Source organism: Rosistilla oblonga (assembly GCF_007751715.1).
In the GTDB taxonomy this organism is placed as follows: domain Bacteria; phylum Planctomycetota; class Planctomycetia; order Pirellulales; family Pirellulaceae; genus Rosistilla; species Rosistilla oblonga.
Map to the genome: position 1 here is coordinate 4,145,622 of NZ_CP036292.1, position 17,784 is coordinate 4,163,405.

Below are 17,784 nucleotides of genomic sequence, written 5' to 3' on the forward strand. Positions count from 1 at the left end.
AGCTTGTGTTTTTGGACTATGTAGCGCTGTGTATGATTTTGATCGTTCTGGTCATACTCTTCTACACATTCATCTATATCCATGAATTGCCGTACGAATCGGCAAAACATCGGAATCATCCCCAACAGGATGCGATCTACGTCGCGTGTTGGTTGAGCCTATTCACGCTGCACGCGATCTGGCCGTTGGTCTTTCTGTGGGCGTTGTCGCACAAAGAGGATACCGCCACGGCGGAGACCGAACCGGGAACGCCAGCCCATCCCGATCTGCTGGCGCGGCTGGCTGAATTGGAATCTCGGATCAAAGAGATGGAGCAAGAGGCTGCCGGCAAACCATCGAAAGGGGCACGTGGAAAATGATTGAATTAATCTTGGGCACCTATGGCGCCGCATGTTGGTTGATCTTTAAAAAGTTCAAACTGGTTCCGATCACCACCTACACCATCTGCACCGCCGTGCTGGGCGGAATGTTCCTGTTGGTCGGGTTGTTGATCCTGTTGTCGGTCTGCCATCCGGTCAGCCATGACGGCCGCTTCTATTCGACAGTCACTCAGATCGTGCCGCAGGTTCGGGGCAAGGTGATCGAAGTCCCGGTGACGACCAACGCTCCGTTAAAAGCTGGCGACGTCTTGTTCCGCATCGATCCCAAGCCTTACCAGTTGGAAGTCGATCGACTGGAAGCGAGCCTGGCCGGGATGAACGCGAAGGTATCACAGCTGGACGCCCGCCTCGCGTCGGCTCAAGCCGCGACCGAGGTCGCGCGTTCGAACCTGTTGGTTTCGGAATCCGATTACGACCGCCAGGCGAGGATCTCGTTGGAGATCTCGCAAGCGCAAATCGAACAAACGCAAACCCGCTTGGAATTGGCAAAAGCGAATCTCGAGCGAAGCACCGAACTTGCGCAGTCCGGTGCCGCATCGCAGCGTGAACTCGATTCCGACCAGGCGCGCGTCGCCGCCTTGGAAGCGGAACTTTTGCAGGCGAAAAGCGCCGAACAGAAAGCGCAGGAGACACTGGCATCGGGAGGCAATCGCTTGAAGGCGGCTCGCGATGCTCTCAAGCAGGCTGAGGCTCAAGAACGCGAAGCCCGCGTCGCGCTGGAAGCCGAAAGCGACGGCGTGAACCCCGATGTGCGGCAAGCGATGGCCGAACTGGAACGCAAACGCTGGGAGCTGGAACAAACGGTCCTCCGCGCACCGACCGACGGCTACGTGACACAGGTCACGCTTCGCCCCGGCCAGATGGCAACTCCCTTCTCACCCAACTCGGCGATGCTGTTTATCCCTAACGAGAAACAGATGCTGGTCGCCCGGTATCCGCAAAACGCGATCGCGGGGATCGAACCGGGGATGGATGCGGAACTCGCGTTCCAAGCCTATCCGGGGCGGATCTTTCCGGCGAAAGTCGAATACGTTTTCGACATCATCCCCGAGGGACAATTCCTCGGAGCCGGCAGGGTACAAGGCGGGCCCGATGCAAGTGTGGGAGACGATATCCCCGTGAAGTTTGTCTTTGGCGAAGACGTCGAAGAGCTCAACCTGCCGACGGGAGCCCACGTGAGTATCGCTGTCTACACTCACAACTTCCACGCCCTGGCGATCGTTCGCAAGATCATCCTGCGAATCAAGAGCTGGGAGAACTACGTCTTCTTCATGAAGAACTTCGACGCGGTTCACTAAAAAGCAGCCGCCGAAAAACCTAAGCCTTCGATCGACGCGATCGGCATCTTCGCATCGCTTGCGAGATGCCGTCGCAACCCGGATGGGCGCTCGGTTCCTATTTCACCCAAGCGAACTTGAGCGCTTCGTCGATCGAAACGCCCTGGGGTTGGCGGTCGACAAAATAGACGACCTCGTCGAACCCGGCCTGCTTCAAAATGGCCAGCGCCTCGGGATATCCCTCGCCAACACGTTCGGGCACATGAGCGTCGGCGCCGATCACGACGGGGATCTCTCGCTCGCGGATCATCTGCAACATCTGCGGGAACGGATTCATCTCGGTGATCCGTTTGTAGCGGCCGCTGGTGTTTAACTCCATCGCCGTCCCCGACGCAGCGATTCGATCCAGCACGCTGGCGATCGTGTCGATCAAACGCTCGGTTTGCCAATCTTCGGGCGTTTCGTTTTTGATCAGGTCGGGGTGCGAGATGCAATCGAACAACTTCGTCTCAGCAGCGTCGGCGAGCATGTTGAAGTAGGTGATCTGATCCTGCAGCGGGTCGTCGGTGCGATAATCGCGGCGGTACTCGGGAGTCTGCGGATGGACCGATCCGATCACATAGCTTAGCGGGTTGTCAGCGATTTGCTGGCGGACAAAATCGACGTGCCCGGGATAGTAGTCGGCCTCCAGCCCCAACCGCACGTCGACCTTCCCACGCCACTCCTCAGCCGCCTCGGCGACGATCCGCTTGTATTCGTCCCACTGCTCGGGCTCCATCCGGACATGCGCCGAGAACTTATCGGGCATCGGGTTGTGGCAGGTAATCGTGATCCCCGGCATTCCGGCTCGATGAGCTGCGGCGGCGTATTCTTGAGGCGTTCCCTGAGCGTGTTTGCAAAGCGGAGTATGAGAATGGGATTCGTAAAGCATGCGATTGTCGTGTGCTGTGTGGAAAGCGTGTGATTGCGGTTTGGTGTCGATCAGTCCATAGACTTCCGCCGGCAGAGCAGCGGCGACACGAGCTGATCGTAAGCTTTTTGCCGAACAAGGACAAACCGACACCTACGCCCTCATCGCCGTTAAATGCTTGCATTCAGGCGAATTAGCCGCCACGCACGTGCGCCCGGACCTGCTGGACAACGCCGCGCAAACGCGTGGCGGCTGAACTCTCATACTAGAATAGGGAATGGCCGCGGTTCTCCCCCCGAGCGGAGCCTGATCGCGAGGTCAGCCGCTTGCCGCGACGCACGCCTTGCGGTGGCTGGGGAGCCGCCGCGGGAACATTTAATCCGCATCTTCGCTCGGTCGCGCCGAGGGACATGCTACGTTTGGAGTGTTGAAGTGCAACGCGTTGCCGGTCGTTCGTCTTGGCGCAGCCGGTCAATCGCTGCGATGCTGGCGATGCGAACCGCAGCGGCGGGGAAAAATTGTCCGCCGAGCAAGCGAAGCCCTTCATCGCGAGGGAACTACATTTCCCGGCAGTTTTCCGCCAAAAGGGGCAGGCCAAATCGGCTGTCCCGGTTTCCCGTCTACCGATTTAATTTGCAGCTACACCGACCACCGAGGTGACCATATGCTTATCCGAACACTTTTGATTGCTGTTTCGATCGCCTGTTTGCATTCCGCCGCGATCGCTCGCGATCTCGTCATCGACAACGTCTCGGGGAGCGATTATCAGAACGACCGCGGGTTGGTCGCCGGATCGCCCAGCTTTGGCCCCTACCGCACGATCATGCGAGCTCTGCTGGTTGCACAGCCTGGCGATTCGATCGTGCTGACAAAAACTGGCGTCCCCTACCGCGAATGCATCTCCCTGAACGGCCGCAATCACAGCGGTTCGCCGTCGTACCCGTTTCGGATCGTTGGAAACGGCGCGGTGTTGGACGGATCGACGACGCCGCGTCCCGACGGTTGGGAAATCGTCAACGGCAACCTCTATCGCTACATCCCGCCGCGTCCAGGTTACGGCCAGTTGATGCTTGCCGGCCGCGCGTTGCCACGTTTTGTTAGCCCCGACGGCGACCTGTCGTCGATGCCCGGCGGAGAGTGGGCGCATCAGAACGGACGGATTTTTTATCGTCCGCCAGCCGGGAAGAGTCCGTTGGACGAAGCGTTGGAAATCACGAGCGAAGCGGTTGGGATCACTCTGTACGACGTCGAACATGTCGTGATCACCGACCTCACCATCCGCGGTTATCGCCTGGATGGAATCAACGCCCACGACAAAGCCAACGAAGTCCAGTTGATCGGCATCGCGGCTCGCCACAACGGTCGCAGTGGGATCAGCGTCGGCGGCAGCAGCAGCGTCACGATCGGCGCTTCGCTGTGCGAACTCAACGGCGTCGCTCAATTGCGAACCGAGGGGCAATCGCACACCTATCTGGCGAATGTCGATCTTGCCGAAGGTGTCGGGACCCCGCTGGCAAATGAAGGTGGGAACGTGTTGCGATTGCCAAAGGAATGATTGTGTGCGACAAAAGGAGCTTCACTATGGGCACCCTTTGATTCCTTGAGGACCACGCGGACATGTTCCGAATGCTATCGGGCATCTTTTCATCGATGAGCCTGGAGCGGAAGTGTCTGCTGTTCTTCGGTGCAGCCCTTCTGCTGCTGATGTTCTTCGCGTTTTCGATCGTCGAAGTCATCGCACAGCGGCTGGTTTCTCAAAAGATCCAACAGAGCGCCAAGGATTACGCCAACACGATCCTCGCCCGCGAGCACTGGCGGGTGATGATGACCGATGCTGTCAAAAAGCAGCGGCAACAGATCATCGGCAAACAGAAGGTCGATGACGAATCGCTCGACAAACTGCTGGCGCGCGATTGGGAAACGCTCGACAAGCTAGACGTCTACCTGCTGAAAAAGAAGAAGCACTCCGCCGAGGTGATCGCTTTGGACGAGGGGCCGACGCTGCAGGATCTGCGGCCCCCGGTGCTGTCGACCGATCCCGAGGAGCGAGCCAAACTGCAGGCGTTGGAGCACCGCTACCGCGACTACCTGACTCAGCACTACACCGAAAACCGTCCGAATTTCCTCGAGGCTTCCGAGCTCGACGATAACGACAACTTCATGCATCTGACCCTCCAGCCGCTGTTCGAAGAGCGTGGACCGGTGGGCGATCGGTACATCTTCTATGATCCGATCTTCTTCAAACCGATCTGTATGACGTGCCACACCAGCCCGAACTTCAATTTCTTCAGCGACCTGCCAAACGACGAGTTCGCTGAACAATTGGTTGCCGCGACGCCGTTTCGAGCCGTCCGGGTCAGCATGCCCTACAAAGAGACCGAGGCCTCGGCGACGTGGATCCGCGCTGTTGTAATGGCGCTGGCGATGTTGATCATCGCGATCACTTTGGCTGTGCTGCACATGATCCTGCGGTATTTGGTCCTGCATCCGCTGCAGCACTTGCGAGACGTCAGCGATTCGATTTCCCGCGGTAACACCGAACTGCGAGCCGAGATCGATACCGAAGATGAATTCAACGAACTCGCCGACGCGTTCAACCGGATGTTGCGTCACCTCACCGAAACGCAGGACCAGTTGCGCGAGGTCAATCGCGAACTCGACCAGCGCGTCGATCAACTGGCTCAATTGAACTTGCAACTGTACGAAGCGAACCGGCTGAAAAGCGACTTCTTGGCCAACATGAGCCACGAATTGCGGACGCCGCTGAACAGCATCATCGGATTTTCCGATGTCCTCAAAGGGCTGCAGACGCTAACCGACAAGCAGCGGAACTACGCGTCGAACATCGAAAAGAGCGGCCGGGTGCTGCTGGAGATGATCAACGACATCCTCGACCTCGCAAAAGTCGAAGCTGGCAAAATGGAAGTTCGCCCGACGCGGTTCGACATCGTTTCGGTTGTCAGTTCGCAGTGCGATATGGTCCGCAGCCTATCGAACGAAAAGAACATCGATCTCTCGATCGACGCCGACGACGACTTGCCACGCGTCTTGCAGGATCAAAACAAGATCGGCCAGATCCTGACCAACCTGCTGGGCAATGCGATCAAGTTCACGCCCGAAGGCGGACTGATCACGGCCAAGATCGAACTGACCGATGGAGATCGCTTTCGGTTGTCGGTCACCGACACCGGAATCGGGATCCCAGAGGATGACCAGAAGGTCATCTTTGAAAAGTTCCGGCAGAGCAAGGTCGTGCTGGACAACGACGGCTTAACCCGCGAGTTCTCGGGCACGGGGCTGGGACTGTCGATCGTCAAAGAGCTGTGCAAACTGCTCGGCGGCGAGGTCACGTTCACCAGCGAACTTGGACGCGGCAGTACGTTTATCGTCACGCTGCCGCTGGAACTGCGGATCGATGAGACCGCGGAGCACTCCGACGCGATGCTCGATTCCATTAAGGCTGCAGTTCGTTAGGACTGCAACCAAGTAATCGGAGCACTCTGGCGTCGTCGATGGCGACAGCTTAGACCAAGTTCTTGCGAACCGCCCAAACTGCTGCCTGGGTGCGGTCGGTGACGCCGACCTTGCGAAGAATGTGCTGGACGTGCTCTTTGACAGTTTCGTAGCTGATGTCCAACGCTTTGGCGATCTCTTTGTTGGTCAAGCCCAACGCCATCTGTCGCAACACTTCGCTCTCGCGCTGAGTCAGCGGAACGTCGATGTCCGAAGCGATCCGCGGCGTCGCCAACGCTCCGGTCACGCGGCGCAGTTCGTCGCGAGTCCACGCCGAACCGCCACCGGCACACAAACGAATCGCTTCGACAAGCTTGGTCCGATCGCAATCCTTCAACAGATAACCAGCGGCGCCCAACGCGACGGCGCGAGCGACATAGGTTGGATTGTCGTAAGCCGACAGCAGCACGACTGGCAGTTCGGGGTAATCGAGCTTGATACGCCCCAGAGCGGCCAAACCATCGCCACCTTGCATGCGGATGTCCAGCAACACGATGTCGGGGGTCTGTTTTGTCAGAAACTCGAGCGCTTCGGCAGAGCTAACCGCTTCACCGACGATCTCCACCTCGACGTCGGTCAACAGGTTTCGCAAACCTAAGCGAACAACTTCGTGGTCATCTACAACGAGTAACTTAATATTCATTCTTGGCTCCTACGAACGCTTGCATCCACGAGCATTCGGGTGTTATTCCGCAATTCGGAATTTCAGTTGAGCGAACACAATTTTAATCAGCCAAGACGAGCAGGCACTGATTTGTGTCGCGTGAAAAACATGTACCGTCGGATCGGGAATCGCGCGTCACGGACCTGTCTGGGTTTACACCGCCAATGGACATCGGGACGATCCCAACATTGACGGTCTGGCACTATTGGACGCGAAAAACGCGTCGAAAGCCCGCTACCCAAACTCCGCTCACACGAACATATAAAGACGTAAACCTTTGTTCATATTACCCCTCTACAGACGGGGCCTGCAAGGGTACCCGGAGATTTTTTTTAAAATTCCTGAGTACGCCCCACTACTGGGGTGCTTCTTTTTCGCCAAGTTTCCTTGGTTACAATGGAGCAAACGCCTGTTTATCCAGTGTTCGCGACCCTCGATCGCTTCCGATCTTCGAGTCCGACTCATCCATTATTGGGGGGTGGTCAAGTCCCCCGCCAAAAAAAATCGTAATCCCCCCAATTTCTGAGAGCTCACGATGCCGATCGACCGTCGAAATTTCATCGCCTCCGCCGCCGCAGCGGGCGCGTTAACCGCAGCCCCAGCTATCCATGGTGCTCAAAAGAACGCAACCTATCGAACTGCGTTGATCGGGTCGGGCTGGTGGGGGATGAACATCTTGCGCGAAGCTGTCGCATCGCAGCGGGTTAAGGTCGTCGCGATCTGTGACGTTGACGAGGACAAACGAGATCTCGCTGCCGAGGAGATCGAAGACCTCTGCGGCGACCAAGCGAAGACCTACGGCGATTTCCGCCAGATGCTCGATCGCGAGGAAATCGACATCGTGATCATCGCCACGCCCGACCACTGGCATGCTTTGAATGCGATCGCGGCCCTCGAGAAGGGCTGTCACGTGTTCGTCGAGAAACCGACAGGGCATACGATTGGCGAGAGCCGCGCGATGGTCGACGTGGCTCAGGCGACCGGCCGGATCGTTCAGGTCGGCCTTCATCGGCGGATCGGGCCGCACCACGTCGCTGCTAACCAGTTCCTTCGCGATGGGAACGTCGGCACGATCGGTGCGGTGCGGATGTTCGTCAACAGCCGCGGAGGCCCCGAGCGACCGTCGCGAAACTCGGAACCGCCAGAGACGCTCGACTGGGACATGTACTGCGGCCCCGCTCCGCTACGCCCCTTCAATCGCAAGATTCATCCCGGCGGCTTCCGCCACTTCCTCGACTTTGCCAACGGCACCCTCGGCGACTGGGGCGTCCACTGGTTGGATCAGATGCTGATGTGGTCGGAGGAGAAATCGCCCAAGAGCGTCTATTCGACGGGCGGCCGCCCGGTGTTTGGGCCGGCGGTCCTTAGCGAATCCGAACAGACGACCGATGCTCCCGACAGCCAGGTCGCTGTCTACCAATTCGAATCGTTCACCGCGACTTGGGAGCATCGCAAGTTCGCCGGTCACGGGCCCGAACGACACAACGTCGGTTGCTATTTTTACGGCGACCGCGGCACGCTGCACATCGGATGGCGCGACGGTTGGACTTTTTATCCCTCCGATTCCAAGAAGGCGATCCAACACCAAGACGCTCAACTGCAGGAGCCCGATGGGCACAATATGCAGCTGTTGTGGGCCGATTTTCTGCAAGCGATCGAGTCGGGAAAACAACCGGCATGCAGCGCTCTGATCGGCCACCAAGCGACCAATCTCAGCCTGCTGGGGATGCTGTCGCTGAAGCTTGGGCGGAGCATCGCCTGGGATGGCGAAACCGAAACGATCCCCGGCGACGAGGAAGCGAACAGGTTGCTGCGCCGCGAATATCGTGGCCCCTGGCAATATCCAAGCTAGCCGACCGGCAACTTGCAACCTATGTATTTAATACCGCAGCGATCATGTCCGCTGCGGTGCGCTGGCGGTCCGCGACGAGTGAGCGGCACAGCTCGGGCGCTGCCAAAACCGCCGACAAGCGTTAGACTTGCGACCAGAATCCTCTCTCACTCAAGCAGCCGATCGCCCGCTTATGTTCCTACAAATCGTGCATTGGATGCTCATTCTGTTAGGCCATTTCGGGCTGCACTTAACGTTCTACAATCGCATCAATGCAACCGGCCTGCCGCGATGGCAAATCAAGCTGGTCGAGCGCACGATTGCTGTCGAGTGCTTCCTGTTCCCGCTGCTTCTGCTGTGGTACCCATCGCCGGCGTCGCTGCCGATGTGGCTGCAGGTCTACAGCTGGATCTGCCTGACGGCGATCGTGGTGCTGGGAATTCCCTGGTTGATCTACCGCCCTCTATTTGGAATTCAGTGGCTGCCAATCGAGCGTCAGGTGACTCACGTCGCTGTCGACCAGGTCCTCCCCGAATCCCCGATCGGCTCGCTGCGATGCCGGATCAACGCCGCGATCCCGATGAACCAGATCACCGAGCTGGCGATCGAGCAAAAACATCTTCCCGTCGCCGGCCTGCCACAGCAGTTGGAAGGATTGCGGCTTGCGCATTTCTCCGACATCCACCTGACGGGCGACATGCTCCCTTCGTTCTACCGCTACGTTTCCGATCAACTGATGCAGTGGCAGCCGGAGATCGTTTGCGTGACGGGCGACATCGTCGATAGACCGCACTGCATCCCATGGCTGTCGGAGTGTTTTGGTACGATCACGGCTCCCGGCGGTTGCTATTTCATCCTCGGAAATCACGACACCCGCGTCACCGATCCGAACCAGGTTCGGGAAGCGATGCAGGGGATGGGATGGACCGATCTGGGAGGCATCGCCAAACGGATCCCGCTGCGCGATACCGAGATCGCGATCGCCGGGAACGAACTGCCTTGGTTCGGTCCCGCACCGGCATTCCCTGAATCGAGTGAACCAGAGTTCCGTGTGCTGTTGAGCCACTCGCCCGACCAAATCGCCTGGGCTCGCCGCAACGCAGTCCATCTGATGCTGGCGGGGCACACACACGGCGGACACGGCCGCTTGCCATTGATCGGCCCACTACTCTCCCCCAGCCGCTACGGCAGCCGCTTTGCCTCGGGAGAATTCGACCTGCCACCAACCACGATGCATGTCACGCGCGGCCTATTCGGAACCCACATGCAACGCTTTCGCTGCCCACCGGAACTATCGCTGCTGACGCTTCATCAACGCGACCGCACGAGTTCGTGATCGGCTAGCTTCTGCCTGGTGATCGCCTCGCCGATCTCCCCGATGAACCGTCCCGCATCGCCGGGATAACCGGCTGTCGGTCGCAGCCCAGGCACCTGAGCTTGCCAATAGGCGTTAAAGACGTCCATCAACCGCTCGCGAGTATATTTGGCGACCATCGAGGCCAATGCGACCGGGGCGAACGAGTCCCCTTTGGCGGTGAAGTGCCAGCGAATCCTGCGGCTTCCCAATTCGATCCGGTAGCTGCTGACCTGCCGCGTTTCGAGCTCGATCGCAACCTGACCATCGGGAAAGAAATGCTGCAGCAGGCCGCCGTAGTAGGCGCGGCCACCATGTTTGTCGCTGAAAACTTCGACTTGCTCCGCATCGCACTGCAAAATCTGCGGCATCACCAGCGCCACCGTCTGCTCCGACAGCAGCGTCGCTTTGTTCCCCACCGCATCGCAGATCGTATTAAACGCCGCCGCTGGCAGGATCGTTGCCGAGGCTGCTTGCAAGCGAACCGATTCGGTCTGCCAATAACAACTAACCGCATCTCGCACCGGCACCATATCGGCTGGCGAATCCAAGTCGATCGGAAAGGCTTCGTTTAAGTTGGCGAACCATCGCGTCTTGGCAAGCGTCTGCGACGACTCAGGCGAAATCAGATCGAGCCACTTGGCAAGACTGTCGACTCGCTTGGCCGAGACGAGAGCAGCGACGCTGAGCATCGCGATCTCGAGTCCCCGCAGTCCTCCGCTCTTTTTGGGCGAAAAGAGCTTCTTGGAATCGCCGATCCGCACGCGGCCGAGCCCCGGCAATTCAAATCCTTCCTCGATCCCAGCAAATAGCGCCGCGGGATCCTCAGATCCATCCAGATCCCAGCAGGTCGATGCGATTACCAACGGCCCTAGCTGAGGCCCATACCCCGCTTCGTCGGTTGCGATCAGCCGTTGATTCATCGGGGTTCTCCACGAGCGGATGGTTTAGGCGGATGCCATCGGCACCAAGCCTCGAACTCTTACAGCGAGCCCAACGGGAAACGGGGGTTGTTGCCGACCGATTCGAATTCGGTCGGCGCGATGAACAGGCTGCCCGCTTGCGGCGCGTCGGCTTGCCGATCTTCAGGCATATGCTCGACCGCTGTCGTGATCACCAGGTGCACCTTGCCATCGTGCTCGATCAGGTTGGGGCAAGTGTTCTGCGGCGAACCGGGAGTTTCCCAGACCGTTACCAATTCGCCCGTCTTCATGTCGTATTGCCGCGTCTCGCCGTGCGGTGCGGGGTTCGGGTTGTAGATCGAAACGATCACCGATCCACCGTCGGGCGTCACGATCGCGCCGTCGGGAACTCCCGGGTCGGCGGTCAGATCGACGACAACTTCCGCATCGCCCAACGTTCCCGCTGCGATGTCGATCGGATAGCGAACGATCTTCCGCGTCGGCGAGTCGATGTCGATCAGGAAGGTCTTGCCGTCGACCTCCACGATCGCTTTGCCATTGCTGCAGACCTGATCGTTGCGCAGTTGGATCAAACTGCGATCGCTGCCCCGCCACAGATACAGCCCCGCTTTGAGCGTCTTGAATTCCAGATCTTTGGTCCCGAAGATCAGATTGTTCTCCCAAACCAAACCGTCGTTGATCACGGTCCCTTCGACGGCTTCGTCGATGTTTTCGCAGAAGGGAGACCACGTCATCTCCGACGGATGGAAGATCCCCAGCGTCCGTTCGCAACCGGCGACAAACGAATGTCCGTCGTCGCAGGGGAATGCAAATCCGGGGCGACCGGGCAAAACGTGCGATCGGTTGTTGCCGGATTCAAAATCGAAGACGTTCAACGATCCTTGCGTCGCATCGGCACCGTGCTGAATCGCAACCCAGCTCATCTTGGAAGGGCCGTTGGGATAGGGCCCTTCGGGAAGGAAACGCAATGCCGCATCGGACGGTCGGTAAAACGGAGTCGCAGTGATTCTTTGAGTCATGGCAGATGGTGACGTTGGATGCTGGAGTGGTGGTTGTGACGAATTCGCTATCCGAGCCAGCGGCAGCGCGTCCCAGCGATGCGGTATTCCGCTGGCCTCACGAATGTTACCAGCCCTCGCGACGCGAGGCCATTGTGGGGTGGTATCGAACCAGCGAGTACCGCCGATTGCAGAGAGATCAATCGGTAGACGTGTCGCAAAGGGCGCGGCGGTTCGACCGCACGAGCACCGCAGAAGCAGGGAGGTTGCGAAGCGGAGCCCCCCACGAGACGTGGAGTTTTTCACTCGCTTGCGCTTCGTGCTCGTATGGGATACACCCGGATTTTCACTCGCTTGCGCTTCGTGCTCGTATGGGATGCACTGGGATTTCCACTCGCTTGCGCTTCGTGCTGGTATGGGACGAAGGCGGAAGTGAAATGGCTTGGCCGATTAGTGCTTGAAGTGACGGCGGCCGGTGAAGACCATCGGGATTCCGTGGTCGTTGCAGGCGTCGATCACGTCTTGATCCTTACGCGAACCGCCCGGTTGCACGATCGCGATCACGCCCGCTTCGGCTGCCATCGGAATCGAATCGGGGAATGGGAAAAACGCGTCCGATGCCAACACGCTTCCGGTCGATCGCTCGCCAGCTTTTTCGATCGCGATCTCGACGCTGTCAACGCGGCTCATCTGCCCCGCTCCCACGCCGACCAACGAAGTGTCGCTCGCCAGCACGATCGCGTTGCTCTTGACGTGCTTGACCATTTCCCAAGCAAAGTAGATGTCGTCCCAGACCTCGTCTTCGACGGTCTCGGCTGTGACGGTCTTCCATTGCAATGGAACCGCAGCTTGGCGATCGGCATCTTGAACCAAGATCCCACCGCTGATGTAGCGTTGAGCCAATGGCGGCATCGGATCTTCCAAACGACCAACTTTCATCAGTCGCACGTTGTCGCGCCATTTTGGTTTGGTTGTCAGCAGACCGACAGCGCTGGCTTCGAAATCGGGAGCGACGATCGCTTCGATGAACAGCCCCGGTTGGCAGAGCAATTCGGCAGTCGCCAGATCGACGGTGCGGTTCAAACCCAAGACCGATCCGAACGCGCTTAACGGATCGCCCGCCATCGCCTTTTCAACGGCACTCGCCAGACTCTGTCCGGTCGCAGCCCCGCAGGGGTTGTTGTGTTTCATCACCGAGGCGGCGGGCTGAGCGAAACCGCGAACGATTCCCAACGCCGAATCGAGATCCAACAGGTTGTTGTAGGAAAGCTCTTTGCCGCTCAACTGCATCGCGTTGACAAGGTTTGCCGACGTCGAAATCTCGTTGGCGTACAAGGCAGCGCGTTGGTGCGGGTTCTCGCCGTATCGCAACACCGCCTTGCGACGGAACGTTTGCGTAATAACAGGGGGGAAGTCGCCGCGAACCGATTCGCCACGCAGGTAGTCGGCGATCGCGCGGTCGTAACGACTGCAGTGGTCGAACGCTTCCCACGCCAACGTGCGACGCAGCGTGCTGCAGGTACCGCCGTGCGTTTGGATCTCATCGACGATCGCCGAGTAGTGTTCGGCACAGGTCGCGATCGCAACGTGTGAGCTGTTTTTGGCAGCGGCGCGGACCAAGCTTGGCCCACCGATGTCGATCTGTTCGATTGCTTCAGCGGTCGTCACGCCGGCGCGTGAGATCGTCGCTTCGAAGGGATACAGATTGACGACCACAAGATCGAATTGCTCAATATCGTGTTCGGCGATCGCATCCATGTGGTCGGGCTTATCGCGGCGTGCCAGGATTCCGCCGAAGACTTTCGGATGCAACGTTTTGACACGCCCATCGAGCATTTCGGGGAAGCCGGTGTAGTTGGCGATATCCTCTACCGCGATCCCTGCATCCTCCAAGTGCTTGCGAGTGCCTCCGGTGCTGAACAGCGTAACACCTGCGGTTTGCAGCGCGAGTGCAAAATCGACCAGCCCAAGCTTGTTGCTGACACTGATCAAAGCATTTCGGACGGGGACAACGTCGGTCACAAATCAAATTCCTGCACAGGGGGGAGCGGGCTAGCGCATCGGCATCAAGCAAACCAACGCGAGATAGCTGTTTGTGTAAGGATTTGCGACACTCAGGTCAACCCGGTGCGATCAATTGCGAGCCCCCACCGGTTGCATTGGCTCGGCGAATTCGACAGGCATCACGACGTCGGCGGCCCATCGCAAACGCGGGTTTCGGCAACGGCTGAGGTTGAAATTCCGTGGCTCTTCGCGGCAAAGACAGAGTGCCAGAAAATGTTCCGACGATGTGAAACGGATCGGGCTGATCACGCGCCGGGTGTGGCGACCGTGACAATCCATATAATCCATTTCAACCACCAAATCGTCCGATTGCTGCATCGCTCGTCGTAATAGTTCTCGCATCGCTTAGTACTCCTTCTCGCTTGCTTGATCCCTTGTGGATCCTTGTCGATCTCACTACCCCAATCATCGCCTGTGTCTCGGACACGTCCGGTCAAAGGCGATGGCGAACCAATCGATTTCCTTATCGGCAGGGGCGATCAGCGTGTCTCATATCCTACCGGCTGCGTCCAGGCCTGTTTCTTCTGGTCCTTAAACGACGGGCGATCGGCCCCTTTGCTGGACGTCACGGTCGCTCGCACATACAGATCGCCGGGCTGCATCGTGTAGGTCGCGACGTTCCCTTCCTGCTTGGCGAATTCGATCCCGATCTTCTCTTTGGCTGGCATCAGCGTCTTGTCGGCATCGGGAGCGATTCGCGTTCCGATGAACTGAGTCGTGTAGGTTGCGTCCGCTTCAGGATCGATCTGCACCGTCAACGTACGCGATTCGGGATCAAACGTCACCTCCTCTAGACTAACGCCGCTGGACGCATAAAAGTCGCCGCGTCGCAACGCTTGGATCAGGTGTTCGGGAGTCAGGTATTCCGATCGGACCATCACCCAGCCGCGACCGCTGAGGCTTCGCGACAGCATGCCGTCGTGATAATCGTGACTATCGTCGGTCGCCAGGCCCAACAGCGGCGCCGCCTCCAAAACCGTTAACCGCATCGTGTTGGCGATGTCCCACATATGTTCGACCGCTGGCCGCGTGGCATCGCCCAAGTGGTTCACGCCCGGGTGACCGTTGTAGACTTCGAAGAACTGCTCCGATGTGACTTGAGCCATCTCTTCCGCGGTGATCGCCCAGCCAAAGTTAGGGTGATTCAGGTGCATCAGGATTTCGCGTCCCAAGCGTTTCGCCTGTTCCTCAACGGCTCGCAGATTGTTCGACATCGCTTCGACGGGAGTCGCTCCGCCCATCGGCTTGAGCACTTCGCCGACGTTCGAAGCATTCATGTGGATCGGTTTTCCCGCGGCGCGGTCGCTGACCTCTTCTCCGGGAATCAGGATAAATTGCCCTCGGTTCTCTAGCAGATAGCGGAATTCATCGAACGGTTTCAGCCGCACTTCCAGATCGTCTCCCTCTCCGCGAGTTTCCACCCACGATCCGCCAAACCGCGCCTTGTACTTCGCAAGCGCCGATTGCCCGCCGCGCTTGGCGATTGCGGTCTGCTTCATCCAACGCTGCCCGAGCCCCAACACGTTGTGGTCCGAGATGACGAGAAAGTTGTAGTCTTGGGTGCGATACCACTCGGCGATCATCTCGGGAAAATCATCCCCATCGCTCCACAGCGAATGCGTGTGCATATTCCCTTTCCACCAACGCAGCTTCGGCTCGGCGGGCACGGGATCCGCAGCGACGCCAGTCAGCGAGAAGCTGATCAGCAGACAGGTTACGAGCAAGGGGCGGAGCTTCAGACTGCAGGAGTTGGGCATGGCAGGCACTTGTCCGTGGCAAGAGGTGAAAGGCAAGAGGGTTTTGCGGGCGGGGGCAGAACCGCAACGATCGGTTGAGCCCCGCGATTGTGCGGTCCCGATCAGTCGACGCGGTCCTATAAAACAGTCCCCAGTGCGAAACGATTGGGGACCGCATTATACCGAGCAACCACCCCGCCGGGTTCAGCCGCGGCAGGTTCTAACATACAATTCACAATTGCGACCCAAAGTGGCAAACGAAGTATCAGCCGACGTGGACCGTCCCGAGCGAGGATCTCAGCGGGGTTGCTTGCCGAGACGTTGTTAATTTGCAAGATTGTTATCGCAACGGGCGATGCGGCCGGCCGCATCGCAGGTTGCCGATGCAAGCCACGTCGATGGGACTTTTCGCCGATCGCCGATTCGGCTCTTGCCACGCGAACGCGCGTTCGAAGCCAGCGATGCGTTTGCTCTACAGATCTTATTGGACCGCCAGAAGGAAGCCGCGTGACCAATCGAACACCAGCGGACGACGAAACCGCTGATTCTGTCTCCGCTTTGGACGACGTCAACGACGAACTCGCCGACGACGAGACCCTGTCGCCCGAACCGCCCAGCGAGGACTCGCCGATCAAAGGGAAACGGATTGCGTTTGCCGGCAAGCTTGGAGGCTTGTCGCGACGCGATGCGATGCGGTTGATCCGCGAACACTCGGGAATCGCCTGCGACCAGCCGTCGATGGCGGTCGACATCGTCGTGATCGGTGCCGAGGAATCGCCGTTGGCCGAAGGGGATCTACTGTCCGACGAACTTTGCGAAGCGGCCGCCCGCGGCGAAATCGAAGTCCTTTCGGAAACCGAGTTCTGGCAGCGGCTGGGACTGGTCGAAGCCGAACAAGCCGTCAAACGACTCTACACGCCGGCGATGCTGGCCGATCTGTTGGGCGTCTCGGTCCGCGTGATCCGTCGCTGGCATCGCCGCGGCCTGATCGTGCCGGCGCGGACTGTCCACAAGCTGCCCTATTTTGAGTTCCAAGAGATCGCGACCGCTCGCCGATTGGCGGAACTGCTTGCCGCCGGAGCCAGCGTTGCGGCGATCGAACGCAAACTGGAATCGCTCTCCCAGGTCCTGCCGAGCGTCGACCGACCACTTGCGCAGCTGTCGGTAATCATCGAAGGGAAACAGCTGCTGCTTCGCCAAGGCGAGGGGCTGATCGAACCGGGCGGGCAACTGCGAATCGACTTCGACGCCTTGCCGTTGGAAGACGATCCCGAACCGGAAGCGAACCCGTCGGTATTGGCGTTTGGAAACTCGGCTCCCGAACCGGTCGAGGAAGAGGGCGAGATCGATCCGCTGCAACAGAAGGCCTTCGACAGCGAAGACGATGGAGAATTCGAAGCCGCGATCGACTGCTACCACGCCATCTTGGCTCGCGATGGAGCCAGAGCGGACATCAGTTTCCAGCTGGCCGAACTGTTCTACCGAATGGGCGAATCGTGGGCGGCTCGCGAACGGTATTTAATCTCGATCGAGCTGGACCCCGACTTTGTCGAAGCCCGGGCGAGCCTAGGCGGGTTGTTGGCCGAGATGGGGCGCAAAGAATTGGCCGTGGCGGCGTTCCGCGGAGCGTTGCGAGTTCACGACGATTACCCCGACGTGCACTACAACTTGGCGAGAACGCTGGACGAACTGGACCGCGAGATCGAAGCCGACCATCACTGGCGGCGGTTCTTGCAACTGGCCCCCGAGAGCCCTTGGGCGGCAGCGGCCCGAGAGCGTTTAAATCTCGATCCGGAACCCGTTTAGCGAGCGTAGACGGGGACGAAGCTGACTCGGTATTGCGGATAGACGATGCTGCTTCGCATCATCGGCATGTCCGATGCGGTGGGTCGCAGCGGCGAATAACCGCGCCACGCGTTGTATTCCATCCGGGCCCGTCGCTGACGCGATTTTTCCATCGCAATTTGTTGTCGCAGTTGGGCGACGGTCAACGCTTGCGGCTGAGAGCTGTAGGGTTTCGATTCTTCCAACACGATTCGACCTGGAGCGGGAAGTTCGTTGTCTTGCGCGGTTGCGTGGGACGAAGCCAACGCGACGACGGCGAGCATCGCAATTGAGGTAATGCGTTTCATTC

The 17,784-nt window shown here is 58.9% G+C and carries 15 protein-coding genes; 7 read left to right on the top strand and 8 right to left on the bottom strand.

The window, feature by feature from the left end:
• The first annotated feature begins 5 nt into the window (after nt 1-5).
• Nucleotides 6-359: a DUF3302 domain-containing protein gene (locus CA51_RS14620; protein WP_145121800.1), complete on the top strand. Its 354-nt coding sequence runs from the start codon at nt 6-8 to the stop codon at nt 357-359.
• Nucleotides 356-1,678 (top strand): HlyD family secretion protein, encoded by a 1,323-nt coding sequence (locus CA51_RS26385; protein WP_145121801.1) that lies wholly within the window; start codon nt 356-358, stop codon nt 1,676-1,678. Before CA51_RS14620 ends, CA51_RS26385 begins: the two co-directional genes overlap by 4 nt.
• Nucleotides 1,679-1,775: 97 nt before the next feature.
• Here the strand turns inward: CA51_RS26385 and CA51_RS14630 are convergent, their stop codons facing one another.
• Nucleotides 1,776-2,588, bottom strand: a complete 813-nt coding sequence (locus tag CA51_RS14630) for a histidinol-phosphatase HisJ family protein (RefSeq protein ID WP_145121803.1) — start codon at nt 2,586-2,588, stop codon at nt 1,776-1,778.
• A 643-nt stretch (nt 2,589-3,231) separates the two neighbouring features.
• Here CA51_RS14630 and CA51_RS14635 point away from each other — a divergent pair.
• Both CA51_RS14635 and CA51_RS14640 read left to right on the top strand, forming a co-directional pair.
• Nucleotides 3,232-4,122, top strand: coding sequence for a hypothetical protein (locus CA51_RS14635; protein WP_145121805.1), 891 nt, complete (start codon nt 3,232-3,234; stop codon nt 4,120-4,122).
• A gap of 62 nt (nt 4,123-4,184) precedes the next feature.
• Complete coding sequence (locus tag CA51_RS14640; RefSeq protein ID WP_145121807.1) at nt 4,185-6,041, top strand: sensor histidine kinase; 1,857 nt, start codon at nt 4,185-4,187, stop codon at nt 6,039-6,041.
• A gap of 49 nt (nt 6,042-6,090) precedes the next feature.
• On the opposite strand, the gene CA51_RS14645 is transcribed toward CA51_RS14640, so the two are convergent.
• Nucleotides 6,091-6,723 carry a response regulator gene (locus CA51_RS14645; RefSeq protein WP_145121809.1) on the bottom strand — a complete coding sequence of 211 codons (633 nt, stop codon included), beginning with the start codon at nt 6,721-6,723 and terminating at the stop codon, nt 6,091-6,093.
• 556 nt (nt 6,724-7,279) lie between these two features.
• Here CA51_RS14645 and CA51_RS14650 point away from each other — a divergent pair.
• Together CA51_RS14650 and CA51_RS14655 are read left to right on the top strand one after the other, a co-directional pair.
• The gene (locus CA51_RS14650) at nt 7,280-8,596 is read left to right on the top strand and encodes a Gfo/Idh/MocA family protein (protein ID WP_197451194.1); all 1,317 of its coding nucleotides are present in this window, start codon (nt 7,280-7,282) and stop codon (nt 8,594-8,596) included.
• A gap of 196 nt (nt 8,597-8,792) precedes the next feature.
• The gene (locus tag CA51_RS14655; protein ID WP_197451195.1) at nt 8,793-9,911 is read left to right on the top strand and encodes a metallophosphoesterase; all 1,119 of its coding nucleotides are present in this window, start codon (nt 8,793-8,795) and stop codon (nt 9,909-9,911) included.
• On the opposite strand, the gene CA51_RS14660 is transcribed toward CA51_RS14655, so the two are convergent.
• The 5 genes from CA51_RS14660 to CA51_RS14680 all read right to left on the bottom strand — a co-directional run bounded on the left by CA51_RS14660 (nt 9,887) and on the right by CA51_RS14680 (nt 15,671).
• Nucleotides 9,887-10,852 (bottom strand): ribonuclease H family protein, encoded by a 966-nt coding sequence (locus CA51_RS14660; protein ID WP_145121813.1) that lies wholly within the window; start codon nt 10,850-10,852, stop codon nt 9,887-9,889. The two genes, CA51_RS14655 and CA51_RS14660, sit on opposite strands and share 25 nt — an antisense overlap.
• A 59-nt stretch (nt 10,853-10,911) precedes the next feature.
• Nucleotides 10,912-11,871: an SMP-30/gluconolactonase/LRE family protein gene (locus tag CA51_RS14665; protein WP_145121815.1), complete on the bottom strand. Its 960-nt coding sequence runs from the start codon at nt 11,869-11,871 to the stop codon at nt 10,912-10,914.
• Between the two features lie 429 nt (nt 11,872-12,300).
• Entirely contained in the window at nt 12,301-13,872 is a 1,572-nt protein-coding gene (gene purH, locus CA51_RS14670; protein WP_145121817.1) for a bifunctional phosphoribosylaminoimidazolecarboxamide formyltransferase/IMP cyclohydrolase, read from the bottom strand.
• A gap of 111 nt (nt 13,873-13,983) precedes the next feature.
• Nucleotides 13,984-14,256, bottom strand: a complete 273-nt coding sequence (locus tag CA51_RS14675; protein WP_231745705.1) for a hypothetical protein — start codon at nt 14,254-14,256, stop codon at nt 13,984-13,986.
• A 137-nt stretch (nt 14,257-14,393) separates the two neighbouring features.
• Nucleotides 14,394-15,671 carry a CehA/McbA family metallohydrolase domain-containing protein gene (locus CA51_RS14680; protein WP_145121820.1) on the bottom strand — a complete coding sequence of 426 codons (1,278 nt, stop codon included), beginning with the start codon at nt 15,669-15,671 and terminating at the stop codon, nt 14,394-14,396.
• A 486-nt stretch (nt 15,672-16,157) separates the two neighbouring features.
• On the opposite strand from CA51_RS14680, the gene CA51_RS14685 reads away from it, so the two are divergent.
• On the top strand, nt 16,158-17,456 hold the full coding sequence (locus CA51_RS14685) for a MerR family transcriptional regulator (RefSeq protein ID WP_145121822.1): 1,299 nt from the start codon (nt 16,158-16,160) through the stop codon (nt 17,454-17,456).
• Here the strand turns inward: CA51_RS14685 and CA51_RS14690 are convergent.
• Entirely contained in the window at nt 17,453-17,782 is a 330-nt protein-coding gene (locus tag CA51_RS14690) for an invasion associated locus B family protein (RefSeq protein ID WP_145121824.1), read from the bottom strand. The genes CA51_RS14685 and CA51_RS14690 overlap by 4 nt on opposite strands.
• Nucleotides 17,783-17,784: the final 2 nt, after the last annotated feature.

Bases quoted from the DNA above. Each gene is read 5' to 3' on its own strand.
- CA51_RS14690 (WP_145121824.1), bottom strand. From the start codon at position 17,782: ATGAAACGCATTACCTCAATTGCGATGCTCGCCGTCGTCGCGTTGGCT.
- CA51_RS14635 (WP_145121805.1), top strand. From the start codon at position 3,232: ATGCTTATCCGAACACTTTTGATTGCTGTTTCGATCGCCTGTTTGCAT.
- CA51_RS14640 (WP_145121807.1), top strand. From the start codon at position 4,185: ATGTTCCGAATGCTATCGGGCATCTTTTCATCGATGAGCCTGGAGCGG.
- CA51_RS26385 (WP_145121801.1), top strand. From the start codon at position 356: ATGATTGAATTAATCTTGGGCACCTATGGCGCCGCATGTTGGTTGATC.
- CA51_RS14650 (WP_197451194.1), top strand. From the start codon at position 7,280: ATGCCGATCGACCGTCGAAATTTCATCGCCTCCGCCGCCGCAGCGGGC.
- CA51_RS14645 (WP_145121809.1), bottom strand. From the start codon at position 6,723: ATGAATATTAAGTTACTCGTTGTAGATGACCACGAAGTTGTTCGCTTA.
- CA51_RS14665 (WP_145121815.1), bottom strand. From the start codon at position 11,871: ATGACTCAAAGAATCACTGCGACTCCGTTTTACCGACCGTCCGATGCG.
- CA51_RS14655 (WP_197451195.1), top strand. From the start codon at position 8,793: ATGCTCATTCTGTTAGGCCATTTCGGGCTGCACTTAACGTTCTACAAT.
- CA51_RS14660 (WP_145121813.1), bottom strand. From the start codon at position 10,852: ATGAATCAACGGCTGATCGCAACCGACGAAGCGGGGTATGGGCCTCAG.
- CA51_RS14675 (WP_231745705.1), bottom strand. From the start codon at position 14,256: ATGCGAGAACTATTACGACGAGCGATGCAGCAATCGGACGATTTGGTG.
- CA51_RS14680 (WP_145121820.1), bottom strand. From the start codon at position 15,671: ATGCCCAACTCCTGCAGTCTGAAGCTCCGCCCCTTGCTCGTAACCTGT.
- CA51_RS14630 (WP_145121803.1), bottom strand. From the start codon at position 2,588: ATGCTTTACGAATCCCATTCTCATACTCCGCTTTGCAAACACGCTCAG.